This window comes from Vagococcus fluvialis (assembly GCF_003337315.1).
GTDB lineage: Bacteria > Bacillota > Bacilli > Lactobacillales > Vagococcaceae > Vagococcus > Vagococcus fluvialis.
On sequence record NZ_QPJV01000012.1, the window covers coordinates 55,494 to 79,226 of the forward strand.

Genomic DNA, 23,733 nt, shown 5'->3' on the forward strand with positions numbered 1-23,733 from the left:
AATAGTGTATTGTTACTGTATTTTTTTTAGTGTATTCCGTATTGTGTTCTTATTAAACCTTGCTATATATAGGTTTGGAAAATATAAAGGATGATGAGAAAGTTGGCACGGAAATTGCTTATAATATTGTATAGAAGCAAAAGTGTTTTTTTAGTATGTATTCTTTAAGAGATGGTTTAGGAGGTTTTTTATATGAGCATAGACATACGTCTGGCACGTATAGATGATCGCTTAATTCATGGACAGGTTACAACAGCTTGGTCTAAGCAAATGGACATTAATAGAATTTTAGTCATTAGTGATGAAGCAGCAAATAATCCGATGAGAAAAATTTTATTAAAACAAGCTGCACCCTCAGGTATTAATGTCAATGTTTTAAGTGTTTCAAGAATGATGGAAGTTGCTCAAAGTCATATTTTAGAAGGTGAAAAGTTAGCTCTTTTATTTACAAGTCCAGTTGATGTTGAGGCTTTAGTTAGAAGTGGACTTCAAATTTCTTCTATTAATATAGGCGGAATGAGTTTTTCTTCTGGTAAACAAATGGTAACTAATTTCGTTTCAGTAGATGACCGAGATATTGAAGCCTTTGTTTTTCTAGATGAACAAGGCATTGAACTTGAAATTAGAAAAGTACCTGCAGATCATAAGACCAACTTAATGGAAGTATTAAAAAAGCAAAACTTCTTATAGCTTTAAAGAAGTTTTCTACTATTATAGTAGGAAAGATCTTTTAAGATAAATAATAAAAAGGTAGGAGGTAAAAGAATGGTAGGAATTATCCTAGCAAGTCACGGTGAATTTGCGACTGGTGTTTTACAATCAGCTTCAATGATTTTTGGCGAGCAAGAAAATGTAGCAGCTGTTACATTAATGCCTTCAGAAGGACCAGAAGATGTTAAACGTAAAATGGAAGAAGCAATCAGTAGCTTTGACAATCAAGATGAAGTATTATTCTTAGTTGATTTATGGGGTGGTACTCCGTTTAATCAAGCAAGTAGTTTACTTGAAGGACATAAAGACAACTGGGCAATCGTTGCAGGTATGAATTTACCAATGATTATTGAGTCATATGCATCTCGTTTTTCAATGGAAAGTGCGCATGATATAGCAAAACATGTTTTAGCAACAGCTAAAGAGGGTGTTAAAGTAATGCCTGAAGAGTTAGAGCCAGCCGTAGTTGAAACTGCAGCCAGTGAAACAGTAAATGCAGGTCGTCCTGGTAAATTAGAGTATGTATTAGCACGTATTGATTCACGTCTTTTACATGGACAAGTAGCAACAGCTTGGACTAAAACAACAGGTCCAACACGTATCATCGTTGTTTCAGATGCTGTAGCAAAAGATGAATTACGTAAAAAATTAATTGAGCAAGCAGCTCCTCCTGGGGTAAAAGCTCACGTTGTGCCAATTGATCATATGATTAAATTAGCTAAAGACGAAGATCATTTCGGTGGTCAAAAAGCATTATTATTATTTGAAACACCTCAAGATGTATTAAAAGCTGTTCAAGGCGGTGTACCGTTATCAACAGTTAACGTTGGATCAATGGCTCACTCAACAGGTAAAGTACAACCTAATAAAGTGTTAGCATTTGACCAAAATGATATTGATACATTTAAAGAGTTAAAAGACTCAGGTATTTCTTTTGACGTTCGTAAAGTACCAAATGACTCAAAAGGTAATATGGAAGAGATTCTTAAAAAAGCACAAGAAGAAATTAATAAGCACTAATTTTTTATTACAAAAGGAATGGAGGAATTATTACCATGGATTTAAATTTTATTCAAATAATCTTAGTGATTATCGTGGCATTTTTAGCTGGTGTTGAAGGTATTCTTGACCAATTTCATTTCCATCAACCAGTTATTGCCTGTACGTTAATCGGTTTAGTAACAGGAAACTTAATCCCTTGTCTTATTTTAGGTGGTACACTACAAATGATCGCTCTTGGTTGGGCTAACATTGGTGCTGCCGTAGCACCTGACGCTGCATTAGCATCAGTTGCATCTGCCATTATTTTAGTTTTAGGTGGACAAGGGGAAGCTGGGGTATCATCAGCAATCGCAATCGCTGTACCTTTAGCTGTAGCAGGTCTTTTATTAACAATTATCGGACGTACATTAGCAACTGCCTTCGTACATTTAATGGATGCAGCAGCAGCTGAGGGAAATATTAGAAAAGTTGAAATGTGGCACTTATTAGCTATCGTTATGCAAGGTCTACGTATTGCGATTCCTGCTGGATTAATCTTAGCTGTTGGAGCTGGACCAGTAAGTAGTTTATTAGAGTCTATGCCAGTTTGGTTAACAGACGGTTTAGCAATTGGTGGTGGAATGGTAGTAGCTGTAGGTTATGCTATGGTTATTAACATGATGGCAACAAGAGAAGTATGGCCATTCTTTGCAATTGGTTTTGTATTAGCAACAGTATCAGAAATTACATTAATGGGACTTGGTGCAATCGGTCTTGCTTTAGCGTTAATCTACTTAGCGTTATCAAAACAAGGTGGATCAGGTAACGGTGGTGGCTCAAATACAGGAGATCCTGTAGGCGACATCATCGATAACTATTAGGAAAGGAGCGAACTTTAAAAATGTCAGAAAAAAGAATTGAATTAACGAAAAAAGATAGAATTTCGATTTGGTTACGTTCAACTTTCCTACAAGGTTCTTGGAACTATGAGCGTATGCAAAATGGTGGTTGGGCATATACAATGATCCCAGCAATTAAACGTTTATACACAACTAAAGAGGATCAAACTGCAGCCTTAACTCGTCACTTAGAGTTCTTTAATACACATCCATACGTAGCTTCTCCAATTATTGGGGTAACTTTAGCTCTTGAAGAAGAGCGTGCTAATGGAGCGCCTGTTGATGATGTAGCAATTCAAGGGGTTAAAGTTGGTATGATGGGTCCTTTAGCCGGTATCGGTGACCCTGTGTTCTGGTTTACAGTTAAACCAATCTTAGGAGCTTTAGCAGCTTCACTTGCAATGGCAGGAAATATCTTAGGGCCAATTATTTACTTTGTAGCTTGGAATGCGATTCGTATGGCATTCACTTGGTACACACAAGAATTTGGTTACAAAGCAGGATCTAGAATTACTGATGACTTATCAGGTGGTATCTTACAAGATATTACTAAGGGAGCTTCAATCTTAGGTATGTTCATACTGGGATCCCTTGTAAATAGATGGGTGTCCATCGGATTTGCGCCAACGGTTTCAGAAGTTAAATTATCTGAGGGAGCATTTATCGAATGGGATAAATTACCTGAAGGTGCAGCTGGAATCAAACAAGCTTTACTTGATCAAGGTGCAGGTCTTTCTTTAACTGATACTAAAGTAACAACATTACAAGATAACTTAGATAGCTTAATTCCAGGATTAGCTGGTTTACTATTAACTTTATTCTGTATGTGGTTACTGAAGAAAAAAGTATCTCCAATTGTGATTATCTTAGGATTATTCGCAGCTGGTATCGTATTACATTTATTAGGAATTATGTAATTCTTACTTAAAACTTTAAAGGAGCTGTGACAAAAGTAAGTCACAGCTCTTTATTTTTCGAATATCTGGTTGTAATCTCTTTTATTAAAAATTGTGTTACAATATAATTATTAAATTAAGAAATAGGAGTTAATCTTATGGTTCAATCACTTAATACAAAAGTAGATTTAGTTGAAAAAGCCACTTCTTTTTTAGGATTTACCGATTATGGGAAAATTATGATTGGTGATAAAGGGTTTGAATTTTACGATGATCGTAAAGCTAAAAATTTTATTCAAATCCCTTGGGAAGAAATTGATTGTGTGATTACCTCAGTCATGTTCAAAGGTAAATGGATACCTAGGTTCGCTGTAAAAACTAAAAGAGATGGTACATTTACTTTCTCTGCTAAAGACCCTAAAAAAGTGCTACGTGGTATGCGTGAATACATTGGTTCTGAAAAAATCGTTCGTTCGTTAAGTTTTTTTCAAGTGATTAAACGAGGTGTCACAAAACCATTTATTAAAAAATGATGAAAAACCGTCTTTTGTTAAAAGGTGGTTTTTTTATTTTGTTTATTTTTTACATTTTTAAGTATTTCTTCTAAAAAAGCTATGAATACGATTACTTTAAGGCGAAAAAAAGTCTTAACATTCGGTTTTTACAAAAAAGTAAGTAAATAATAGTTGCAATATGATGAGTTTTAATATACTATTATGAGTATATTTTAATTTAGTTCTAATTTTTCTAAGAAATATAAGGGGGAATTTTAATGAAAACGAAAAAAATGTTGTATGTTGGATTATTATCAACAGTTGTTCTTGGTTTAGCTGCTTGTGGTGGCGGAGACAAAAAAGATGCAGGTTCTTCTGAAAGTAGCTCAAAAGCTACAAGTGAAGAAACATTAGATGAAAAGCAGGTATTCACAGTTAACGTATTACAAGAGATGCCTACAGCTGACCTTTCTCTTAATACAGATGTTATTGGTTCTGTAGCTCTAAATAACGTTTATGAAGGAATTTACCGTTTAGGTGAAAGCCAAGAACCAGAACCTGCTGGAGCAACTGAAAAAGCAGAAGTAAGTGAAGATGGTTTAACTTATAAAGTTAAATTACGTGAAGATGCTAAGTGGTCAGACGGAAAACCTGTTACAGCTAAAGACTATGTTTATGGTTGGCAACGTACAGTAGACCCTGAGACAGCTTCTGAGTATGCATACTTACATGAAATCGTTAAAAATGGAGCTGCTATTACAGCAGGTGAAAAACCAGTAGAAGAATTAGGAATTAAAGCAGTTAGTGATTATGAATTAGAAATCACATTAGAAAAAGCAGCACCTTATTTTGATTATTTATTAGCTTTCACAACATTCATGCCTCAACGTCAAGATATTGTTGAAAAATATGGTAAAGAATACACTACTTCAAGTGAAAAAGCAGTCTACAATGGACCATTTACTTTAGCTAATTTTGATGGACCTGGTACTGATACTGAATGGTCTTATGTAAAAAATCCTGAGTATTGGGATAAAGATACAGTTAAGCTAGATGAAATCAAAGTAAGTGTTGTTAAAGAAGCTTCAACAAGTTTAAACCTTTATGATGATGGACAAGTAGAAGAGATTCAATTATCTGGTGAGTTAGCACAACAAAAAGCTGGTGATCCTGAGTTACATATTGAGAAAAAAGCTTCTGCTCGCTACTTAGAGTTAAATCAACGAGAAAAAGACTCACAATTTAACAATAAAGATTTAAGAAAAGCTATCTCTTATGCGATTGACCGCGAAGCTTTAGCTAACCAAATCTTAGCAGATGGTTCTGTTCCTGCTAAAGGATTAGTACCAACAGACTTAGCGCATTCTCCAAAAGATAAAAAAGACTTCTCTGAAGAAGCTGGTGGAGATGTAGCTTATGACAGCAAAAAAGCTAAAGAGCATTGGGAAAAAGCTAAAAAAGATTTAGGTAAAGACAAAATTGAAGTGGATATCTTAGCATCAGATAATGATTCAACTAAGAAAGTTCTTGAATTCTTACAAGGTTCATTAGAAGAAGAATTACCAGGTATTAAAGTTAACTTAAGTCCAGTACCATTTAGTGTTCGTCTAGATCGCTCAAACAAAGGTGATTTTAGTATGGTATACGGTGGTTGGATTGCGGACTATCCAGATCCAAGTAGTTTCTTAGACTTATTTGAAACAGGTAACTCTTATAACCGTGGTCACTACTCAAGTCCTGAATACGATAAAAATGTTAAAGAAGCTAGCACTACTAATGTAAATGACCCAGAAAAACGTTGGGAAAATATGATTGCTGCTGAAAAACAAATTGTTGAAGATACAGGAATTATCAACATCTTGCAAGAAGCTGAAGCTCACTTACGTTCTGATAAAGTGAAAGGTGTGGTAGCACATCCAGCTGGCGCAATGTATGACTACAAATGGGCGTACAAAGTAAAATAAGATATTAACAAAAGATAACAAAACGAAATATTTGAGAATATAGAAAAGAGTGAGGTAGAATGAGATTGTAACAGAATCTACTTCTGTGACACTGTTTAGTTTGTAAATATGGGACTGTGCCATACTTATGTCACAGTCCCATTCTAACTCTTTTTAATAACATAGTTATTGAAAATTGAAAGGATATTCGTCCTATTATCTTTTGGATTTTTCAAAATTTAGGGTGTTTGTTACTTGATAGAAAATAAAGATGTTGGTTAAAGGAAATGCAAAAATCCTATAACGAGTCTGTTATAGGATTTTTGCTATTAAGAAAATAAAGTTAGTAGGAAACTAATTATTAAAAGCGTTCCACCTACTATAAACCAGTAAATAGGTTTTTTCTTAAAAATTTCTGATAGTGGAATATATTCTTTTGGTTCATTTTTTCTTCTTTGTTGAATGAGATTTTTCATATTCTTTTGAAAAAAATCAAAGAACCCAGAAGATAAAACAGCGATACTAGTCCCAATAATAATAAATAATAACGAGAACATAAAAAAGTTATTTGATAAAGTTGTTGTGGTAAGTGAGTTGTTTGTCACTAGGGTGAATAAAGGAATCCCAACTATTAGAGTTCCTAAACTGATGATAATTTTTTTAGCTAGATTCATAAAAAATGTCCTTTTCTATTAGATTAATAAATTAACTCTAATTCATTTATTAATAGAAGTCAAAATATTTAAAAGGGGGAAAATAAATGAAAAATTTTGCAAAGTTTTTCTTAAAACGTGTTATGTTCATGCTCATTACGTTGTGGTTAATTACGACAATAACGTTCTTCTTAATGAAGTTACTTCCTGGTTCTCCTTATGCGAACCAAGAAAAATTATCACCTGAACAAATCCAAATCTTAAACGAACAGGCAGGCTTAGATAAGCCAGTTATTCAACAATATGGTATTTATATGGGAAATATCGCTAAAGGTGATTTTGGAACAAGTTTCCAATTTAAAAATCAACCTGTATCAAAATTATTAAAAGAAAGAATTGGGCCATCTGTCCAATTAGGGATTCAAGCTATTATATTTGGTACTTTAGTAGGGATTATTCTTGGAGCTATAGCTGCTATGAGACAAAATACGTGGGTTGATACACTAGCTACCTTGATAGCCATACTAGGAAGGTCGATTCCAAACTTTGTCTTTGCCGTATTACTACAATATGTCTTTGCCATTAAGTTAGGCATTTTACCAATTGCTAAGTGGGATCAAGGATTTATCTCAACGATTCTACCAACCTTGGCTCTGTCCATGTCGCCACTTGCTGACTCTGCTCGTTTTATTAGAACAGAGATGGTAGAAGTATTAAGTAGTGATTATATCGAACTTGCTCGAGCAAAAGGATTAAGTCGTATGCAAGTCGTCTTTAGACATGGATTAAGAAACAGTTTAATTCCTTTAATTACGTTACTTGGGCCACTTGCTGTCGCTTTAATGACTGGTTCATTAGTAGTAGAAAATATTTTCGCCATTCCTGGTATTGGGGAGCAGTTTGTAAAATCAATTATGACAAACGATTACCCAACAATTATGGCAGTAACAATTATGTTCTCAACTATGTTAGTAGTTGTTATCTTAATTGTTGACTTACTTTACGGTATTGTAGATCCAAGAATTCGTGTAGCAGGAGGTGGCAAAGAGTAATGGAAAGATTAGATATTAAAAGTATCCCAGCTGAAAAATTTGAACCAATCTCAATTAATGATAATTTAGATCGTGAAAAAATTAGTGCACCTTCATTAAACTTTTTGCAAGATTCTTGGAGAAGGTTAAAGAAAAATAAGGGTGCAGTTATTTCCTTAGTTATTTTAATTATCGTAACGATTATTGCTTTTGGATCAACTTGGGTTTCACCTCACGATCCAACTAAACAAAATCCAAAATATATTAACTTACCACCAAAAATTCCAGGTGTTGGGATTAATGGATTTAATGGTACAGCAGTTGTTGGTGGTAACAGAGTCGACAAATACGAACAAGCTAATGTACCAGATGATGTTCATTACTATTTGGGAACAGATGGTTTAGGTCGTGACCTTCTATCTCGTTTATTAATGGGAACAAGAATGTCACTGATTATTGCCTTTGTAGCAGCCTTTCTAGATTTAACCTTTGGGGTTATCTACGGAATGTTCTCTGGAATGAAAGGCGGTAAAACAGATACCGTCATGCAGAGGATACTAGAAGTTCTTTCAGGAGTCCCTAACTTAGTAGTAATGATTTTAATGTTGATGGTTTTCAAACCTGGTTTAATGTCTATTATTTTAGCCATGATTGTAACAGGTTGGATTACTATGGCTCGGATTGTTAGAGCTCAAACACTGAAAATTAAAGATCAAGAATATGTTTTAGCAGCAACTACATTAGGTGTTTCTCAACCTAAAATTGCTTTAAAACATGTTTTACCGAATATTTCCGGGGTTATTATCGTTCAAATGATGTTTAGTATTCCTTCAGCTATTTTCTTTGAAGCTTTCTTAAGTTTTATTGGTTTAGGTTTAACGCCACCAACTGCTTCACTTGGAACACTTTTAAATGAAGGTTATAAAACGTTTAGATTTTTACCTCACTTAATGTGGGCACCTGCTATCACATTATCAGTTATCATGATTTGTTTTAACTTGTTAGCTGATGGTTTACGTGATGCATTTGACCCTAAAATGAATGACTAGGATGGTGTTGAAATATGGAAAAAGTATTAGAAGTGAAAGACTTAAATATATCCTTTGATACTTTTGCTGGTAAAGTTCACGCCATTCGTGGTGTAAATTTTGATTTACATAAAGGTGAAACACTAGCAATTGTAGGGGAATCTGGTTCAGGGAAATCAGTAACAACTAGAACAATTATGCGATTACTTGCTAATAATGCAAATATTGATGAAGGTCAAATTTTATTTAAAGGCGAAGATTTAGTTCATAAGACAGAAAAAGAGATGCAATCCATTCGAGGAAAAGACATTGCTATGATTTTCCAGGATCCAATGACTTCCCTTGATCCAACAATGAATATTGGAAACCAAGTAGCAGAGTCATTACGTAAACATCGTAAAATCTCTAAAAAAGATGCTTTGGACCGTGCTCTAGATTTATTAAAATTAGTAGGTATTCCAAATGCTGAAAAAAGACTTAAAAATTATCCACATCAATTTTCAGGCGGACAACGTCAACGTATTGTTATTGCCATTGCATTAATCTGTTATCCAGAAGTATTAATTGCAGATGAGCCAACAACAGCACTTGATGTAACAATTCAAGCTCAAATTATTGATTTAATGAAAGATATTCAACAAAAAATTCAAACATCTATTATTTTCATTACTCATGATTTAGGAGTAGTGGCAAACGTGGCTGACCGAGTAGCCGTTATGTATGGTGGTCGAATTATTGAAATTGGAACAGCAGATGAAATTTTTTATAACCCCCAACATCCATATACATGGGGATTATTAAGCTCAATGCCAACACTAGAAACGAGTGAAGAAAAACTTTATGCTATTCCAGGTTCACCTCCAGATTTATTAGATCCACCAACAGGAGATGCTTTCTATCCGCGTAATGAATATGCGATGCAAATCGATACAGAAGAAGCGCCACCATTTTTTGAAGTTTCGCCAACACATAAAGCTGCTACATGGTTACTAGCTCCTGGAGCACCAGAAGTAACGCCACCAGCTGAGATTGTTAGACGAAGAGAAAAATACAAAGAGCGTTTTGGAGCTTAGAAAGGGGGATACAACATGGAAGCAACACAAGAAAAGAAATTATTACTTGAAGTGAATAACTTAAAACAACATTTTAATGTTGGTCGAACAGATGAAGTAAAAGCAGTAGATGACATTAGTTTTTCTATCTATGAAGGAGAAACATTTGGCCTTGTAGGCGAGTCTGGTTGTGGTAAGTCAACAACAGGACGTAGTATTATCCGTTTGTATAACCCAACAAGTGGTGAAATTAAATTTGACGGGGAAGATGTAGCAAAAATCAAAGGTCGTCAAAATATGAGTCAATTTAGACGTGATGTTCAGATGATTTATCAAGATCCTTACGCGTCATTAAATCCTAGAATGAAAGTTAAAGATATTATTGCTGAGGGAATTGATGTCCACGGTTTAGCAAAAACGGAAGAAGAGAGAACTAATAGAGTTAATGAATTGTTAAAAACAGTTGGTTTAGATCCAAGTCATGGTACTCGTTATCCTCATGAGTTCTCAGGTGGGCAACGTCAAAGAATTGGGATAGCTCGTGCATTAGCAGTTGAGCCTAAATTCATCATTTGTGATGAGCCTATCTCAGCTCTTGATGTATCAATTCAAGCTCAAGTAGTTAACTTACTTCAAGAATTACAAGAAAAAGAAAAATTAACTTATCTTTTCATCGCCCATGATTTATCAATGGTTAAATACATTAGTGATCGAATCGGGGTTATGTACTTTGGAAAATTAGTAGAAGTAGGGACAGCCAGTGAGATTTATAATTATGGTTTACATCCTTATACTGAAAGTTTACTTTCAGCTATCCCTTTACCAGATCCAGATTATGAAAGAGAGCGTCAACGTATTGTCTATACCCCACAAGTAGACGACGGAAAAGAACGCCGATTACAAGAAATTGCGCCTGGTCACTCTGTTTATTGTAGTGATGATGAGGTAGCGATGTATCAAGAGAAACTCCAAGCTAAGAAAGATCAGTAGACAGTTCCCCCGTCTACTGTTTCTTATACAAAAAAGAACTAACTCCTAGGAGCTAGTTCTTTTTTTATTTAATTTCATTTTTTATAGAAAGTAATTTTTCTTGGGTCATTGTACTACAAAATTCTGTTAGTAATTGGACAGTTTGATAGTAATCTTTTCTATGAATCAACAGGCGAGAAGAGTGCATGTATCTCGTTGGTAATGATAAGGTCATTGTTGGAATACCTGTCATTGCTTTATGAATATTACAAGCATCAGTTCCACCCTCAGTCATAAAATCATAATTAATATCAAGGTTTAACTGATCAGAAAGAAATTTCATTTCTTTGTAAACGCCTCTATGAGCCATAGTCAGTGAGTCTAAAAAAGAGAGTACAACGCCATTTCCTAAAGCCGTACTTCCAGAATCAAGAGGAGTATCTTGACTTGTAGTAACATCAAGAGCAATAGCTAAATCTGGTTTAATCACATGTGTAGCAGTTCTTGTACCGCGAATCCCAACTTCTTCTTGGGTGGAGGCAACAAAATAAATATTGGCATCATGGTTAATTTCTTTTAAGTTTTGAATAATTTCTGTACATACTGCAACACAGATACGGTCATCCCATGCTTTTCCCAGTAAGTAGTCAGGATTATTCATGACTCTAAATTTAGTATTAGGTGTCACCATATCACCTATTTCAATGCCTAGGGAAAGAACTTCTTCTTTTGAAGAAACACCTAGGTCTAGATATAGATCCATAGGTTCAATTACTTTGCTCTTTTCTTTTTCAGGCATTCCATGAGGGGCACGACAACCAACTACACCAATATATTCTTGTTCACTAATAGTTGTGACAACCATCTCTTGAGCTGGCATAACAAGCCCCCACCAACCTCCAATTGGCAGTAAATAAACGAATCCATTTTCATCTATATGTCTAACCATAAAGCCAACTTCATCCATATGTGCAGAAAGCATAATATTAGGCCCATCTTTTTTTCCTTTTTTTAAACAAATCATAGAGCCTGAATTATCATAAGAAATATCATCTACAAAATTTTCAACGTGCTTTTTAACTATTCGACTAACAAATCTTTCATATCCACCAATTGCGTGAACTTCACTTAACTCTTTTAGGAGAGTTAAATTAACTTTTCCATAAGGTTCCATCATTTTTCCTCCTTTATAATTATCTATTCTCTTGTTTGAAAGATAAGATATCTTCATTAGATAAATTTGAAATGAAATGAAGGGAAGCTTGCAAGGCATTTTCTAAATCTGCTAAATTTATTATAGAAGTACTAGCATTTAAATTACTAGCAGGAATGTTTAGCATTAAGGTAGGAGAACCAACTCTTAATTTATGAATCCAGCCAGCATCACTACTTGTTAATGAGTAATAATTTTGGAAAGAGATATTTTTTTCTATACAACTATTTTTAAAATCTGTTGTTAATTTTCTATTAGGTAAGATACTTCGGTCATAATAAGTCAGAAGAAGTCCATCACCTAAAATTCCTTGTTTTTCATTTTTTGTGATGTCGGTATTGGCTTCTAATGTATCGAAAGTAATAGCTAAATCAGGTTGCACTAAATTTGTTGCTGTTTGGGCACCACGATTACCAACTTGGTTTAAGACAGTTCCACCAGCATATAAATCAAAAGGCAACTCGATATCTTTTAATTCGGTTAATAAATGGATTACTTGAAGAGCTCCATATGAACGACCGATTGCTTTTCCGAAATAGTGTGTATTGTTTGCTGAAAGAAAGCTATCTGTTGCATAAGTAACAGAGTCCCCGTAATCAATTCCAGCGTTAATGATTTCTTCTTTAGTTAAAAAACCGCATTGAATAACAACTTCATTTTTATCGTTTAAAATTTCACCAGCTGAATTTGTTGGAACAATAACACCTGGGATAGTTTTGTTGTTAGCAGTGATTACTTGAATCTTACTTCCTAAAAGACTATCTTTTTTATGAATACCAATGGCAAGGCATTTGATTGTTCCGTTGGTTAGTAATTCTTTAACAACAAAACCACTTTCATCAATATATCCTGATACCATTACAACTGGTGCATTTTCTGTTTGAGATTTTTTGATACCGAAAATAGAACCGAGGTTATCATAAACAATATCATCGGTAATAGAGACTAATTCTTGTTTTAATAATTGACTCACATTTTTTTCATTACCAGAGATAGCTGTTGTTTCAGTTAATTTATTTAATAAAGATAAAGTATCTGTTTTCATGAATGAACGCTCCTTTAATTAAAAAGCTCCTGATTAACAGGAGCTTTTATTTTGAGAAATAATATTAGTAGCAAAAGCTATTTTTAAATTCTTCTAAATTGTCATTTCGTGCTTTTAAGCCAGCTAATTGGCAAATATGATCAAGAGAATCAGTTAATCCAGTTCCACCTTTTTTAGGCATTTTAACGATTGTTATCTTATCTTTGTAAGCAGAAATAACACTGTCACACTCTGTTGACATAGCAGTTACAACTGGGATATTAACTTTTTCTTCAATGAATATACCCACTTCAGCACACATTTTTGCATAACCTTCATAATTATAAGAAGGTGCAGCAATGACAACATCAGGTGACATTTTTTTTACCATACCTGCTATTTTTTTAGTGACATCTTCTTTATTTTCTAAGTAGAAACCATCACCACAATACAGTGTAGCAATGACAGAAGCATCTTGTTTTTTTAGAAAAGGCTCCAACATATTATAGGCACCGATACCCATATTTTTACCACCAAGAGGTAGCATAGGATTTTCTTTTCCACCAAGACCAGCCTGTGTTTGATCAAAAAGTAAAACAACTTTCATTACCTTCAACTCCTATAAGTCATCAAATGAAATATCATCAAATGAGATTTCTGTTTCTTCAAAGCTAACTGTTTGAGATTCATCTAATAGATATTGCTTATCTAATGTTTTGATAAATGGATAGTAGATTAAACAACCAAGAGCTAGGAGTGCGAATTGCCAAAGTGCGGCAACAAAGCTTCCTGTTGACAGGTAACCTGAAAATCCGATTGGTGTTGTCCACGGTAAAGCAACACCAGTTGTATAAGGAATAATTCCCATTTTTGTTGCAAATGTTGATAGTACTAAGTTAATTTGAGGAACTAAGATAAATGGAATCGCCATAATTGGATTTAAAATAATTGGTAAACCAAAGATGATTGGTTCGTTAATACCAAAAATACCAGGAACTAGTGACAGTTTACCTAATTGCTTAATACGTTGTGATTTACAGAATAAAATCATTACAATAACTAATGATAATGTACTTCCGCCACCACCCCAGTTAGTAAAGAAGTTTGAGAATGGATCAGTAAAGATATTAGGTAAATCAGCGCCGTTTTGGAAAGCATCTAAGTTTTCCATTGTTAAAACTTTTGTAACAGGGCCAAATACTGAGTTGGCAACAGCGGGACCGTTAATACCAAATACCCAAAATACAGTACAAGCTAGTCCATAGATTAATTGGGCAGTTAATGTATTTCCTACACCTTTTAATGGTGTTTGTAACACTTCAAAAATCAAGTTATGCATAGTCTCAAATGGAGTCATTGCAATTCCAATACGAATAAAGAAGAATAAAATCATAACAATTGAACTTGGAATTAGTGCTTCAAATGATTTAACTACTGCAGGTGGAACTCCATCAGGCATTTTAATTGTCCAACCTCTACGATATACCCAGTTAAATAACCAAACAGAAGTTAGAGATACTAAAAGACCTAAGAAGATACCATCAGAACCTAGAAAGTCTAAGCTTAAAGCTCCTAATGGGTTTTCTAAACCTTCAACATTGATTCTTGTAGGCGTTAAAATTAAAAATGAAACAATACCAATCGCAGCTGATTGAATCGCATCACCTTTTAATTCACGACCATAAGCGTAACTTGTACCAAAAACTGTTAAGAAACCAACCATGTTAAAGACAGCTCTTGAAACGTTTGTAAACCACATTTCCCAACCTTCACCAAAGTAGCCAGCCCAAAATTCAGACCAGTTTGGAATAGGGAAGTTAGCAATTAATAGGAATATAGATGCTACAATGATTAGAGGTGTTGTAATTAAAAAACCATCTCTGATCGCGATTAATACCTTGTTTTTCCCTAACTTATCGGCAACTGGCATTAAAACTTTTTCTAATTTATTCATCATACCTTTTGTTCTCCTTTATTTCTTGTTATTTTTTAAAGCAATAAGTGCCTGTTTTAATACTTTAGCACCATTCATTACACCGTAATCTTCTGAGTCAATCATTAAAATAGGTTGACCGTATTTCTCAAAGTTTTTTACAGTATCATCATATAGATAGCGAACTTGTGGTCCCAACATAATTACATCTGGATGTTCTTTATCAATTATTTCCTGCAACAAACCATGAGAGAATGCTTTGACTTCTACAGGCATTTTATTTTCAGTAGCCACATTTTGCATTTTTTGGGCTAGCATACTTGTTGACATACCTTGACTACAAAATAAATAGATTTTTTTATTACTCATTTTTATTTCCTCCTTATTCAATAGGTGCTTTTATTCTTTTTTCGTAAGCATCTAACCATTCCTGAGTAATAGGTTCAATCACAGTTGTGTGATTTTCTCCCATATTAGCAATAAAAATAGCAGATTCTTCTTTATCGTTTCCAACAGAAAAAGTAAACTCCACGTTTGTTGCGACACCCCATTCACCTGTATTATTCATAGCTACAAGAGAGAAGGCACCTGCTTTTCCGTATCGTTTTGTTAATGTGTCGTGGAAAGAATAAACTGTTTGGTCGCAAGCTTCTTGAGGTGATAAACCTTCTTTCATTTTTCTAACAATTTCATATGAAAGAATACCTTTCATTAAATCCTCGCCTAAGCCAGTTGCAGCAGCTCCACCGACTTCACTATCAACATAAAATCCAGAACCAGATAATGGTGAATCACCAACACGACCAGGACGTTTCATGAAAAGACCAGAGCTTGATGTACCAGCTGTCATACTTCCATGAGTATCCAAAGTAACAACACCAACTGTGTCATGACCATCATAAGGACTTAAATTGTGTTTTTTCATGTCATCTAAGCGATTTTGCCAGATTTTTTTAGCGCGATCAGTAAGCATTTCTTTTTCTTCAAAACCATGCTCAATCGCATATTGTGTTGCTCCGTCACCAATTAAAAAACTATTGAATTTTTCGTGACTTAATTTTCTTGCAACAGAAATTGGATTTTTAATATCAACAATTCCTGCTACCGCACCTATTTGGAAGGTATCTCCATCCATAAAGGCAGCATCCATTTCTAAAATTCCTTTTGCATTTGGTAACCCACCAAAGCCAACAGATTTGTAGTATGGATAATCTTCAACAGATTTTACTGTTGTCTCGAGAGCATCACCAGCAGAAGCACCAGATTTTAATTGTTCCATTGCAGCAACAATGCCATCATGAGCCATTCTCCAGGTTGCGATTGTCCCGTAATTCATGTTAAGCCTCACCTCTCCGATTAAAATAATAACGTTTTCAATAATCATTATATAATAGTATATACTGTTTTGTCTATACTGAAATTAACAATAAAATTGACACATATTTGTCTATTAAAGTTTAATAATTTCTAAAGAATCTTATGAATAATCATAAACTTTAAATTAAAAAGGGCTTAATTGTATATTAAATTTAAGAGGAGAAAGGAGTTTTAGGGATGTTAGATATGAATAAAGTGATTAGACTTATAGTTTTAGGATTGGTGTTTTCATATGTATTATTTGGTAAAGCAATTATTGTTCAATCATCAGTAAAACAAACAAATATTATTCAAGAAATTCATCAATGTCTTGCAATAAATCCTTGTTCCACATACTATCTTTGTTCTAATATTTACTAAAATAAAAACCACAGAGTCTATGTGGGGATAAAGTCTGTGGTTTTTATTAAGGTCTGTGTAAGATATTTTTAAATGTATATTTGTCTGCTCGGTAATAAGAGTTATCATAAAGAATTGGAATACCTGAAGCTGCATAAGTAACTGTGTGAACTAATAATAATGGATCACCTAAAGGAACATCTAAATATTCACTTAATTCTTTGGTTACTAGAACAGCTTCAATTTCTTGATGAGAATAAGAAATATCAATTTGTTCAGAAATTAAGCTGAAAATTGAATGTTCTATGTCTTTTTCAGTAATATCTTTTGGTAGAAAAGAAGTCCTAATATAGATTTCTTCAATGGTCATAGGGTCTTCGTCAAAATATCTAAGACGCTTGATACGGTAAATACTTTCATTTTCAACTTGAAGTTTTTTCTTAACTTCGTCTGGGAGGTTAGTCACAATTTCAAAATTAATAACAATCGATTTTGATGTTTTACCAAAGGCCTTAGCACTTTCAGTAAAACTTAATAGTCCATTTTGTCCACTTTGAAATTTATCACTTTGTTTCATTATGTAAGTCCCTTTACCTCTTTGTTTAACAAGAAGATTTTGAGAAATCAGTAAATCAATCGCTTTTCTAACGGTTAATCGACTGACATCGAATTCTTTTGCTAAATCATATTCAGAAGGTAATTTTTGTTTTTGACTATAGGTTCCGTCATCAATATTATTTTTAATTTTACTAGCAACTGTTTCAAATATATTTGGTTTTTTCATATGAACTCCTTTCATCACGAGTGTATTATATCATGAAAGAGTAAGAGGTTTTAGTGAAAAAACTATTTTCCTAATTCAGATAAAAGGTAAGTATAAATTTCTAAATTTTTAAGTAAATCTTTTTTATCCATGTACTCATTTTTATTATGAGCAATCCCTTTTTGACCAGGGAATGAAGGTCCAAAAGCCATAATATTAGGCATTGATCTAGCATAAGTTGCCCCTGTTGTTGTAACAGGTGTTCCATCTAAACCTGTAGCGTACTCATAAACTTCAGTCATTGTTTTAACCATCGGATGTTCTTTGTCAAAATTTGTTGATGGCATGTCTCTTGTAACTTCCATAGTAGAATTCTTTGGTAATTGAGTGTTTAAAATATTAATAATATCTTCTTTTTTAGTGCTGACAGGGTAACGCATACTTAAATTTAAAGTTGCTTCCTGATTATCAAAGAAAAGAGAACAGGGTGTTAATGACAAGTAACCAGATTCTTCATCAAAAAAGTTAATATTAAGACCAGCTCCATCATGTTGAAGATGTAAGCTTTTAGCTAGCCAAGTAAGATAATCTTTAAATTCACCTGTTACTTCAGGATTGTCTTTAGCTTCATTAGCAAAATAAGTAATCACGTTTTCCCCCATGTCTGGTGCATTACTTGGAGCACGTTTTCCTTTAATATCAAAAGCTTTATTACTAATTGAGTAGTGTAAGGTATCTGGGACAGCGCTACGATCAAAATTAGCTGAAAAGTCAGTTAAGACATTTTGGGAGTTATCACTTAGTTTTGTTTTAATTGAAAGACCTAATACACCTCGCTCACCGTAAACAGCTGGATATTTACAATCAGGTGTATAACCATACATGGGTGGAACCTCTTCTTTTAGGTAAAGAGGAATATCAGCAGAACCACTTTCTTCATCAGTACCAAAAATAATACGAATAGTTTTGGTAAAAGGGTAATTCATTTCTCTTAATAGATACAAAGCATAAAGATTAGCAATAATTGGTCCCTTGTTATCAAGAACACCGCGACCGTAAAAGACATCATTATCAAGCGTTAAATCGAAAGGTGGGTAATCCCAATCAGTTCCCTCAGGTACGACATCGATATGTCCAACAACTCCGATGTAGTTTTCATTGTCATCACCAAGTTGCGCATAACCCATAGCACCATTTATAATCTTTGTAGTAAAACCTAGTTCTTTAGCTAAGTTTAAAGTTTCTTCTAGTGCTTTTTTTGGTCCTAGACCAAAGGGGGCGTTAGGTTGTGCTTCACCTTTTACACTGTTAATTTGCATAATTCTACGAAGACCACTAAAAAATTTCGGTTCAATTTCTTTTAAAGCTTCATCAAACATTGAATAAGTCAAAAAATCACTCCTTTTAACAAGCAGTATATACTACTAAGGAAACGATTTCAAAGGGTAATTAAAAGAAAAAATAGAAATTTGATGTTTTTTTATGGGGATATAATAATACAAAATTTTGATCAAAGTTGAGTAAAGAGTAAGTAAATCGAGGGTTAAAATAACAGGCATTCATAAATAAAGCTATTTTTTATCAGATTTTTCACAACCTTGAGAAAAGTTTGATAAGGCAGGTTTTTTAAAAAAGAGATATACTGTGAACATAACTATCAATAAAAGAAACGTAGATTAAATATAACGAGATGAAAATAAAAAATTTACAGGGGGAAACGATAATGAAAACAATCGGATATGTATACGCATCTAGTGAAGAAAGTTATGTGAAAGAGCAAATTGAAGGATTAAAAAGTGTTAATATTGAAACAGTAACAGTTGAGGAAGAATTAAACGAAGGAATCAGTCAAAATGATGATGTTTTAAAAGAAATCGTAGCAACTCTTAATTCAGGTGATGAGTTAGTTGTTTATGAATTACGTTGTTTAGGAAAATCTATTATTCAATTAGCAGAATTTTTAGCAGAATTAAAAGAAAAAAATATTCAATTAGTAGTTGTTAAAAAAGGTGCTGCATACAGTGATATCGCTGATGGTCCATATGTAGAGATGATTTTAAAAATCGCTGAAATGGAAAAAATGATTATCCGTGAAAGAACAACTAAAGGATTACAAGAAGCGCGTCGTAAAGGTCGTGTAGGTGGACGTCCAAAAATTTCTGAAGAAACAATCGAGCAAATCCGTTTCTTATACAACAACAATCGCTACACTCTTCGTCAAATTGCAGAAGAATGTAATATCTCTTTAGGAACAGCGTATAAATACGTTCAAGAAAGATAAAAATATAAAAGACTTAGACATAACTAAAATGTATGTCTAAGTCTTTTTTTAATTCAATTGATCAAATGAATTAAAGTATTGTTTATAAGCTAAGTAAGAAGATATCATTGTAGCAAAACCAGTTGTTGAAATTAACATAAACATAACAACGATTTGATATCTAATAGCTGTTGTAGGATCAATACCGGCAAACATCAAACCACTCATCATACCAGGTAAACTAACTAAACCAACTGTTTTAGCACTATCAATACTTGGTGACATGGCAGTTTTAATACTTTCCTTAATAATTGGAAGAGAAGCTTGTTTTTTATTTGCTCCAAGAGCTAGTTTTTCTAAAACTTGTTGTCTTTGATCAGTAAATTTAGAATTCATGGTTCTAAAACCTACACCAACAGCTGTCATAGCGTTACTTGCAATCATACCAGTAATAGGTACAATTTGAGATGGAGTCCATTTTAAGGTATCTGAAAGTAGTAGTACAGTTAATGATAATAAAGTCCCAAGACCAATAGCAGCTAATGAAATAATAAAACTTTTTTCAAGCGTTTTAGCACGTTTGCCTGCATTATAGGCTGCATTAAAAATAATAAATAAAACCATTAAGCTAGTTGTAATAATATTATCAACTTTGAAAATGGCGCCAAGAACGTAACCAATAATAAATAATTGAATCACTGTTCTAATGGCCGCAATGAAAATATCTTTTCCTAAACCAAGTTTTTCTTTGTAATCAATCAGTAAAGCAATCAATACGAGAGAACTGGCAAAAAATAATGATAAGTTTGAAATGTTTAAACTATTCATGAGTATCCTCCTTTAATAAGCCGTCTTCAATAAACAATCTTCTATTAGAAGTTAGATATTCATTTTTATCATGAGTAATCCATAAAATAGTAACATTGTTTTCTTTATTAAGTTTTGAAATAATCGAATGAATGATTTGACTGTTTTCCTCATCTAAAGCACTCGTCACCTCATCTAATAGTAAAACTTCTGGTAAAAATAAAAGATTTCTAACAAAAGCGACTCTTTGCTTTTCACCGCCAGATAAAGAAGTGATTTTTTTATCTAAAAAGCTTTGATCTAGTTGAACGTCTTTTAACAAAGATATAGCATGTTCTTTATCAAACTCAATCTGTCTAATCTCATAAGGAAACGAAAGATTATCTCTTACGGTTTCACCGAATAGGACTGGTGATTGAAAAAAGTAAGAAACTGCTTGGCGGTAAACAGTAGGTTGATATTCAGTCATAGATTGATTATTGAATAAAATATTCCCGCTTGTTATAGGTAACATATTAGCAACTAGTTTTAGAAGAGTACTTTTACCACTACCTGAGGGACCTGATATTGTAACAAGTTCTCCTTTTTTTACTTGGAAAGAAATATTTGAAAGAATTTCTTTCTCATCAACTGAAAAAGTTAAATCCTTTATTTCTAATATATGTTCTGTCATATTGATTCTCCTTTTTTACTTAATCTATTTCATCTTATCATAGAGCAGAAACAAACCATTTGTTCTAAGTCTTAACTGAAAGTGAGAATCATGATTGATTAGATTAATAATGTAGGATTATTAATAATTAATAGTAGATAAAGTGATTAAATAGAAAAAAAACAGCAAATATGTTGAAAGTCACTCTTTGATAGAGTAGGATATCAAAGAAGGATTAAAAACAAATAAGTGAGGGATACCATGCAAACAAAAAATGAGCGTCCTATTGTAATCGGTGTGACTGGCGGATCTGGTAGTGGAAAAACAAGTGTTAGTCGTGCCATACTAAATGCCTTACCAAATCACTCTATATTGCTATTTGAGCAAGACTCATATTACAAAGACCAAAGTCATTTGTCATTTGAGGAACGATTAAATACAAACTACGATCATCCATTAGCTTTTGATACTGATCTTTTAATTGAACATTTAAAAGAGTTAATGAATTATCAAACGATTAAAAAGCCGGTCTATGATTATGAAGCACATACTCGTTCTAAAGAAGTTGTGATTCAAGAACCAAAAGAAGTTATTATTGTAGAGGGAATTTTAATATTAGAAGATGAGTGTCTTAGAGATTTAATGGATATTAAAGTTTATGTAGATACTGAAGATGATATTCGTATTATTCGTCGTATTAAACGTGATATTGAGGATAGAGGTCGTTCTCTTGATTCTGTCATTGATCAATATTTGAGTGTGGTAAAACCAATGCATTCTCAATTTATTGAACCAACAAAAAAATATGCAGATATTATTGTCCCAGAAGGTGGCAAAAATCAAGTTGCTATAGATTTGTTAACAACTAAGGTTAGAAGTATTTTAGAAAACTAATTACTATATAATAGGAGGAATTTCAAATGAGCCAATTTCCACAGTTAAATTTAGATAGTTCAACAGTTACAGCGGTGATTAAAACAAATAGAGGTGACATTAAAGTTGCTCTATTTCCAGAACAAGCACCAAAAACAGTTAAAAACTTTATTGAATTAAGTAAAAAAGGTTACTATGATGGAGTTATCTTCCATCGAGTTATCCCTGATTTCATGATTCAAGGTGGGGACCCAACTGGAACAGGTATGGGCGGAACAAGTATTTACGGAGAGAAATTTGAAGATGAATTCTCAAGAGACGTTTTCAACTTACGTGGTGCATTGTCAATGGCTAATGCTGGACCTAATACAAATGGAAGTCAATTCTTTATTGTCCAAAATAGAAATGTACCAGCTAATATGTTAGGCCAATTAGAAGGCGCTGGATTCCCAGAAGAAATTATTGAAGCGTATAAAAATGGTGGAACACCGTGGTTAGACTTCAAACATACTGTCTTTGGACATGTTATGGAAGGTATGGAAGTAGTTGATGAGATGGCTTCAGTAAAAAGAGACCCTCAAGACAGACCATTATTTGATATTACAATTGATGCAGTTGAAATAAATGAGTAAAAGATTAAGGACATTTTCGTCCTTAATCTTTTTTTGTGTTAAAATATAAATGATCTGAATGGAGATGATAGAATGGAATATAAAATTGGCATGGTTATTAAAGGAAAGATAACGGGTATCCAACCATATGGAGCTTTTGTTTCTTTAGATAATAATCAACAAGGTCTAATTCATGTGTCAGAAGTAAAACATGGTTTTATCAAAAATATTTCTGATGAATTAGAAATTGGACAAAGTGTTACTGTGAAGATTATTGATATTGATGAATACACAAAAAAAATTAGTTTATCCTTAAGAGTTCTGCAACCAGCGCCACCTACTGTCTATAGAAAGAAAAAGTTTTTCACAAATAAAAATAAAAAAATAGGATTTGCAACCATTGAAGACAAATTAAATGAATGGATCGATGAAGCATTAACAGAAATTCTGTAAATTAAATGATTTATTTCAGAAAATATGCTATAATTAAATTTGTCGAATTTAGCGCGTTAAACATTAAAACTTAAGAGGTGGAATATGTTGGAACAAGTAAAGGTTGCTGGAACAGTTATTCTTAATCAAGAAGATGGACATAAAAAATTTCTTGTTAGGAAAGAAAACGACCAAGTAGAGTTTGTTATGACAAAAGTAGATAATGAATACACAAGTTTAGCTTGTATTCTAAATGAGTTTAGAGATGAAGTTCATTTAGATACAGGTAATATGGAGTTAGTTGAACTAACTAGCGTGTATTTTGGAGAATTGAAGATGCCACTTTTTGTTTTTAGTTTAGACGAAGAGAAAGACAGTCTTGATGTAGAAGATAGTATATTTTCTTGGGAAGACCCAAAAACCTTAAGAGAAATACTAGAAAATTTTGAAATCAGTGGAGTTCCTTATTTAAGTTAAAAAAAATGCTGAGTTCTTGTTGACTTAGCTTTTTTTATTTGTTAAGATATAAAAGTTGTTTGAGATTCTCTTGTAACAATGTAACGAAAAAGAAATTTAAATAACATGTTGACATCTAATTGTAATCATGATATTATTATTGAGTTGGCAAAACAACAACTGATTGATCTTTGAAAACTGAACAAAGTAAGACAAACCAAATGTGTAGGGCGTTTCTACATTAGTAGAAACAAACCATATTTAGTGAATACAATTCGCTAGCAAGTTTTAAAATTAATGAGCTAAACATCTTTAAGATGTTAATCAACTTTTATT

At 33.2% G+C, this 23,733-nt stretch carries 26 protein-coding genes; 15 read left to right on the top strand and 11 right to left on the bottom strand.

The features are described 5' to 3' along the window. Nucleotides 1-192 precede the first annotated feature (192 nt). The 6 genes from DFR54_RS10845 to DFR54_RS10870 all read left to right on the top strand — a co-directional run bounded on the left by DFR54_RS10845 (nucleotide 193) and on the right by DFR54_RS10870 (nucleotide 5,945). Entirely contained in the window at nucleotides 193-690 is a 498-nt protein-coding gene (locus tag DFR54_RS10845) for a mannose/fructose/sorbose PTS transporter subunit IIB (protein WP_086341435.1), read from the top strand. A 75-nt stretch (nucleotides 691-765) separates the two neighbouring features. Further along, nucleotides 766-1,731 (top strand): mannose/fructose/sorbose PTS transporter subunit IIA, encoded by a 966-nt coding sequence (locus DFR54_RS10850; protein WP_114290248.1) that lies wholly within the window; start codon nucleotides 766-768, stop codon nucleotides 1,729-1,731. A gap of 35 nt (nucleotides 1,732-1,766) precedes the next feature. Then, complete coding sequence (locus tag DFR54_RS10855) at nucleotides 1,767-2,573, top strand: PTS mannose/fructose/sorbose transporter subunit IIC (RefSeq protein ID WP_086341437.1); 807 nt, start codon at nucleotides 1,767-1,769, stop codon at nucleotides 2,571-2,573. 20 nt (nucleotides 2,574-2,593) lie between these two features. Next, complete coding sequence (locus tag DFR54_RS10860) at nucleotides 2,594-3,508, top strand: PTS system mannose/fructose/sorbose family transporter subunit IID (protein WP_114290249.1); 915 nt, start codon at nucleotides 2,594-2,596, stop codon at nucleotides 3,506-3,508. A 137-nt stretch (nucleotides 3,509-3,645) separates the two neighbouring features. Continuing rightward, on the top strand, nucleotides 3,646-4,020 hold the full coding sequence (locus DFR54_RS10865) for a DUF956 family protein (RefSeq protein ID WP_114290250.1): 375 nt from the start codon (nucleotides 3,646-3,648) through the stop codon (nucleotides 4,018-4,020). 239 nt (nucleotides 4,021-4,259) lie between these two features. Next, nucleotides 4,260-5,945 (top strand): peptide ABC transporter substrate-binding protein, encoded by a 1,686-nt coding sequence (locus DFR54_RS10870; protein WP_114290251.1) that lies wholly within the window; start codon nucleotides 4,260-4,262, stop codon nucleotides 5,943-5,945. Nucleotides 5,946-6,253: 308 nt separating this feature from the next. Here the strand turns inward: DFR54_RS10870 and DFR54_RS10875 are convergent, their stop codons facing one another. Further along, complete coding sequence (locus DFR54_RS10875; protein WP_086341441.1) at nucleotides 6,254-6,598, bottom strand: DUF3899 domain-containing protein; 345 nt, start codon at nucleotides 6,596-6,598, stop codon at nucleotides 6,254-6,256. Between the two features lie 86 nt (nucleotides 6,599-6,684). On the opposite strand from DFR54_RS10875, the gene opp3b reads away from it, so the two are divergent. The 4 genes from opp3b to DFR54_RS10895 are packed head-to-tail and all read left to right on the top strand — an operon-like array spanning nucleotide 6,685 to nucleotide 10,678. Continuing rightward, a complete protein-coding gene (gene opp3b, locus DFR54_RS10880) occupies nucleotides 6,685-7,629 on the top strand; it encodes an oligopeptide ABC transporter permease (protein ID WP_114290252.1) in 945 nt (314 codons plus the stop codon). Next, a complete protein-coding gene (opp3C, locus tag DFR54_RS10885) occupies nucleotides 7,629-8,657 on the top strand; it encodes an oligopeptide ABC transporter permease (protein ID WP_114290253.1) in 1,029 nt (342 codons plus the stop codon). The genes opp3b and opp3C overlap by 1 nt, the downstream gene beginning before the upstream one ends. Nucleotides 8,658-8,671: 14 nt before the next feature. Beyond that, nucleotides 8,672-9,709: an ABC transporter ATP-binding protein gene (locus DFR54_RS10890; RefSeq protein ID WP_114290254.1), complete on the top strand. Its 1,038-nt coding sequence runs from the start codon at nucleotides 8,672-8,674 to the stop codon at nucleotides 9,707-9,709. Nucleotides 9,710-9,724: 15 nt separating this feature from the next. Continuing rightward, entirely contained in the window at nucleotides 9,725-10,678 is a 954-nt protein-coding gene (locus DFR54_RS10895) for an ABC transporter ATP-binding protein (protein WP_114290255.1), read from the top strand. 64 nt (nucleotides 10,679-10,742) lie between these two features. Here DFR54_RS10895 and DFR54_RS10900 read toward each other — a convergent pair whose 3' ends face one another. The 8 genes from DFR54_RS10900 to DFR54_RS10940 form a co-directional block, all read right to left on the bottom strand. After that, a complete protein-coding gene (locus DFR54_RS10900) occupies nucleotides 10,743-11,831 on the bottom strand; it encodes a M42 family metallopeptidase (RefSeq protein ID WP_211315053.1) in 1,089 nt (362 codons plus the stop codon). Between the two features lie 19 nt (nucleotides 11,832-11,850). After that, nucleotides 11,851-12,915 (bottom strand): M42 family peptidase, encoded by a 1,065-nt coding sequence (locus DFR54_RS10905; protein WP_114290257.1) that lies wholly within the window; start codon nucleotides 12,913-12,915, stop codon nucleotides 11,851-11,853. A 64-nt stretch (nucleotides 12,916-12,979) separates the two neighbouring features. Continuing rightward, nucleotides 12,980-13,501, bottom strand: coding sequence for a GrdB-related putative oxidoreductase (locus tag DFR54_RS10910; RefSeq protein WP_114290258.1), 522 nt, complete (start codon nucleotides 13,499-13,501; stop codon nucleotides 12,980-12,982). A 12-nt stretch (nucleotides 13,502-13,513) separates the two neighbouring features. Beyond that, nucleotides 13,514-14,851: a PTS sugar transporter subunit IIC gene (locus DFR54_RS10915; protein ID WP_086341449.1), complete on the bottom strand. Its 1,338-nt coding sequence runs from the start codon at nucleotides 14,849-14,851 to the stop codon at nucleotides 13,514-13,516. 15 nt (nucleotides 14,852-14,866) lie between these two features. After that, a complete protein-coding gene (locus tag DFR54_RS10920) occupies nucleotides 14,867-15,196 on the bottom strand; it encodes a PTS sugar transporter subunit IIB (RefSeq protein ID WP_086341450.1) in 330 nt (109 codons plus the stop codon). Nucleotides 15,197-15,209: 13 nt separating this feature from the next. Beyond that, nucleotides 15,210-16,163 (bottom strand): glycosylasparaginase, encoded by a 954-nt coding sequence (locus tag DFR54_RS10925; RefSeq protein WP_114290259.1) that lies wholly within the window; start codon nucleotides 16,161-16,163, stop codon nucleotides 15,210-15,212. A 447-nt stretch (nucleotides 16,164-16,610) separates the two neighbouring features. Next, entirely contained in the window at nucleotides 16,611-17,327 is a 717-nt protein-coding gene (locus tag DFR54_RS10935) for a GntR family transcriptional regulator, LSA1692 subfamily (RefSeq protein WP_114290261.1), read from the bottom strand. A 62-nt stretch (nucleotides 17,328-17,389) separates the two neighbouring features. Then, nucleotides 17,390-18,685: a Sapep family Mn(2+)-dependent dipeptidase gene (locus DFR54_RS10940; protein WP_114290268.1), complete on the bottom strand. Its 1,296-nt coding sequence runs from the start codon at nucleotides 18,683-18,685 to the stop codon at nucleotides 17,390-17,392. 344 nt (nucleotides 18,686-19,029) lie between these two features. Between DFR54_RS10940 and DFR54_RS10945 the strand changes: the two genes are divergently transcribed. Beyond that, complete coding sequence (locus DFR54_RS10945) at nucleotides 19,030-19,587, top strand: recombinase family protein (protein ID WP_167800301.1); 558 nt, start codon at nucleotides 19,030-19,032, stop codon at nucleotides 19,585-19,587. Between the two features lie 48 nt (nucleotides 19,588-19,635). Here DFR54_RS10945 and DFR54_RS10950 read toward each other — a convergent pair whose 3' ends face one another. Together DFR54_RS10950 and DFR54_RS10955 are read right to left on the bottom strand one after the other, a co-directional pair. Then, a complete protein-coding gene (locus DFR54_RS10950; protein ID WP_114290263.1) occupies nucleotides 19,636-20,394 on the bottom strand; it encodes an ABC transporter permease in 759 nt (252 codons plus the stop codon). Beyond that, nucleotides 20,387-21,046 carry an ABC transporter ATP-binding protein gene (locus DFR54_RS10955; RefSeq protein WP_114290264.1) on the bottom strand — a complete coding sequence of 220 codons (660 nt, stop codon included), beginning with the start codon at nucleotides 21,044-21,046 and terminating at the stop codon, nucleotides 20,387-20,389. Before DFR54_RS10955 ends, DFR54_RS10950 begins: the two co-directional genes overlap by 8 nt. A gap of 240 nt (nucleotides 21,047-21,286) precedes the next feature. Here DFR54_RS10955 and udk point away from each other — a divergent pair, with 240 nt between their 5' ends. The 4 genes from udk (at nucleotide 21,287) to DFR54_RS10975 (ending at nucleotide 23,418) form a co-directional block, all read left to right on the top strand. Next, nucleotides 21,287-21,919 (top strand): uridine kinase, encoded by a 633-nt coding sequence (gene udk, locus DFR54_RS10960; RefSeq protein WP_114290265.1) that lies wholly within the window; start codon nucleotides 21,287-21,289, stop codon nucleotides 21,917-21,919. Between the two features lie 26 nt (nucleotides 21,920-21,945). After that, nucleotides 21,946-22,530, top strand: a complete 585-nt coding sequence (locus DFR54_RS10965) for a peptidylprolyl isomerase (protein ID WP_086341457.1) — start codon at nucleotides 21,946-21,948, stop codon at nucleotides 22,528-22,530. Nucleotides 22,531-22,602: 72 nt separating this feature from the next. After that, entirely contained in the window at nucleotides 22,603-22,962 is a 360-nt protein-coding gene (yugI, locus tag DFR54_RS10970) for a S1 domain-containing post-transcriptional regulator GSP13 (RefSeq protein ID WP_086341458.1), read from the top strand. A gap of 87 nt (nucleotides 22,963-23,049) precedes the next feature. Next, nucleotides 23,050-23,418: a hypothetical protein gene (locus tag DFR54_RS10975; protein ID WP_126809083.1), complete on the top strand. Its 369-nt coding sequence runs from the start codon at nucleotides 23,050-23,052 to the stop codon at nucleotides 23,416-23,418. The last annotated feature ends 315 nt before the right edge of the window (nucleotides 23,419-23,733 follow it).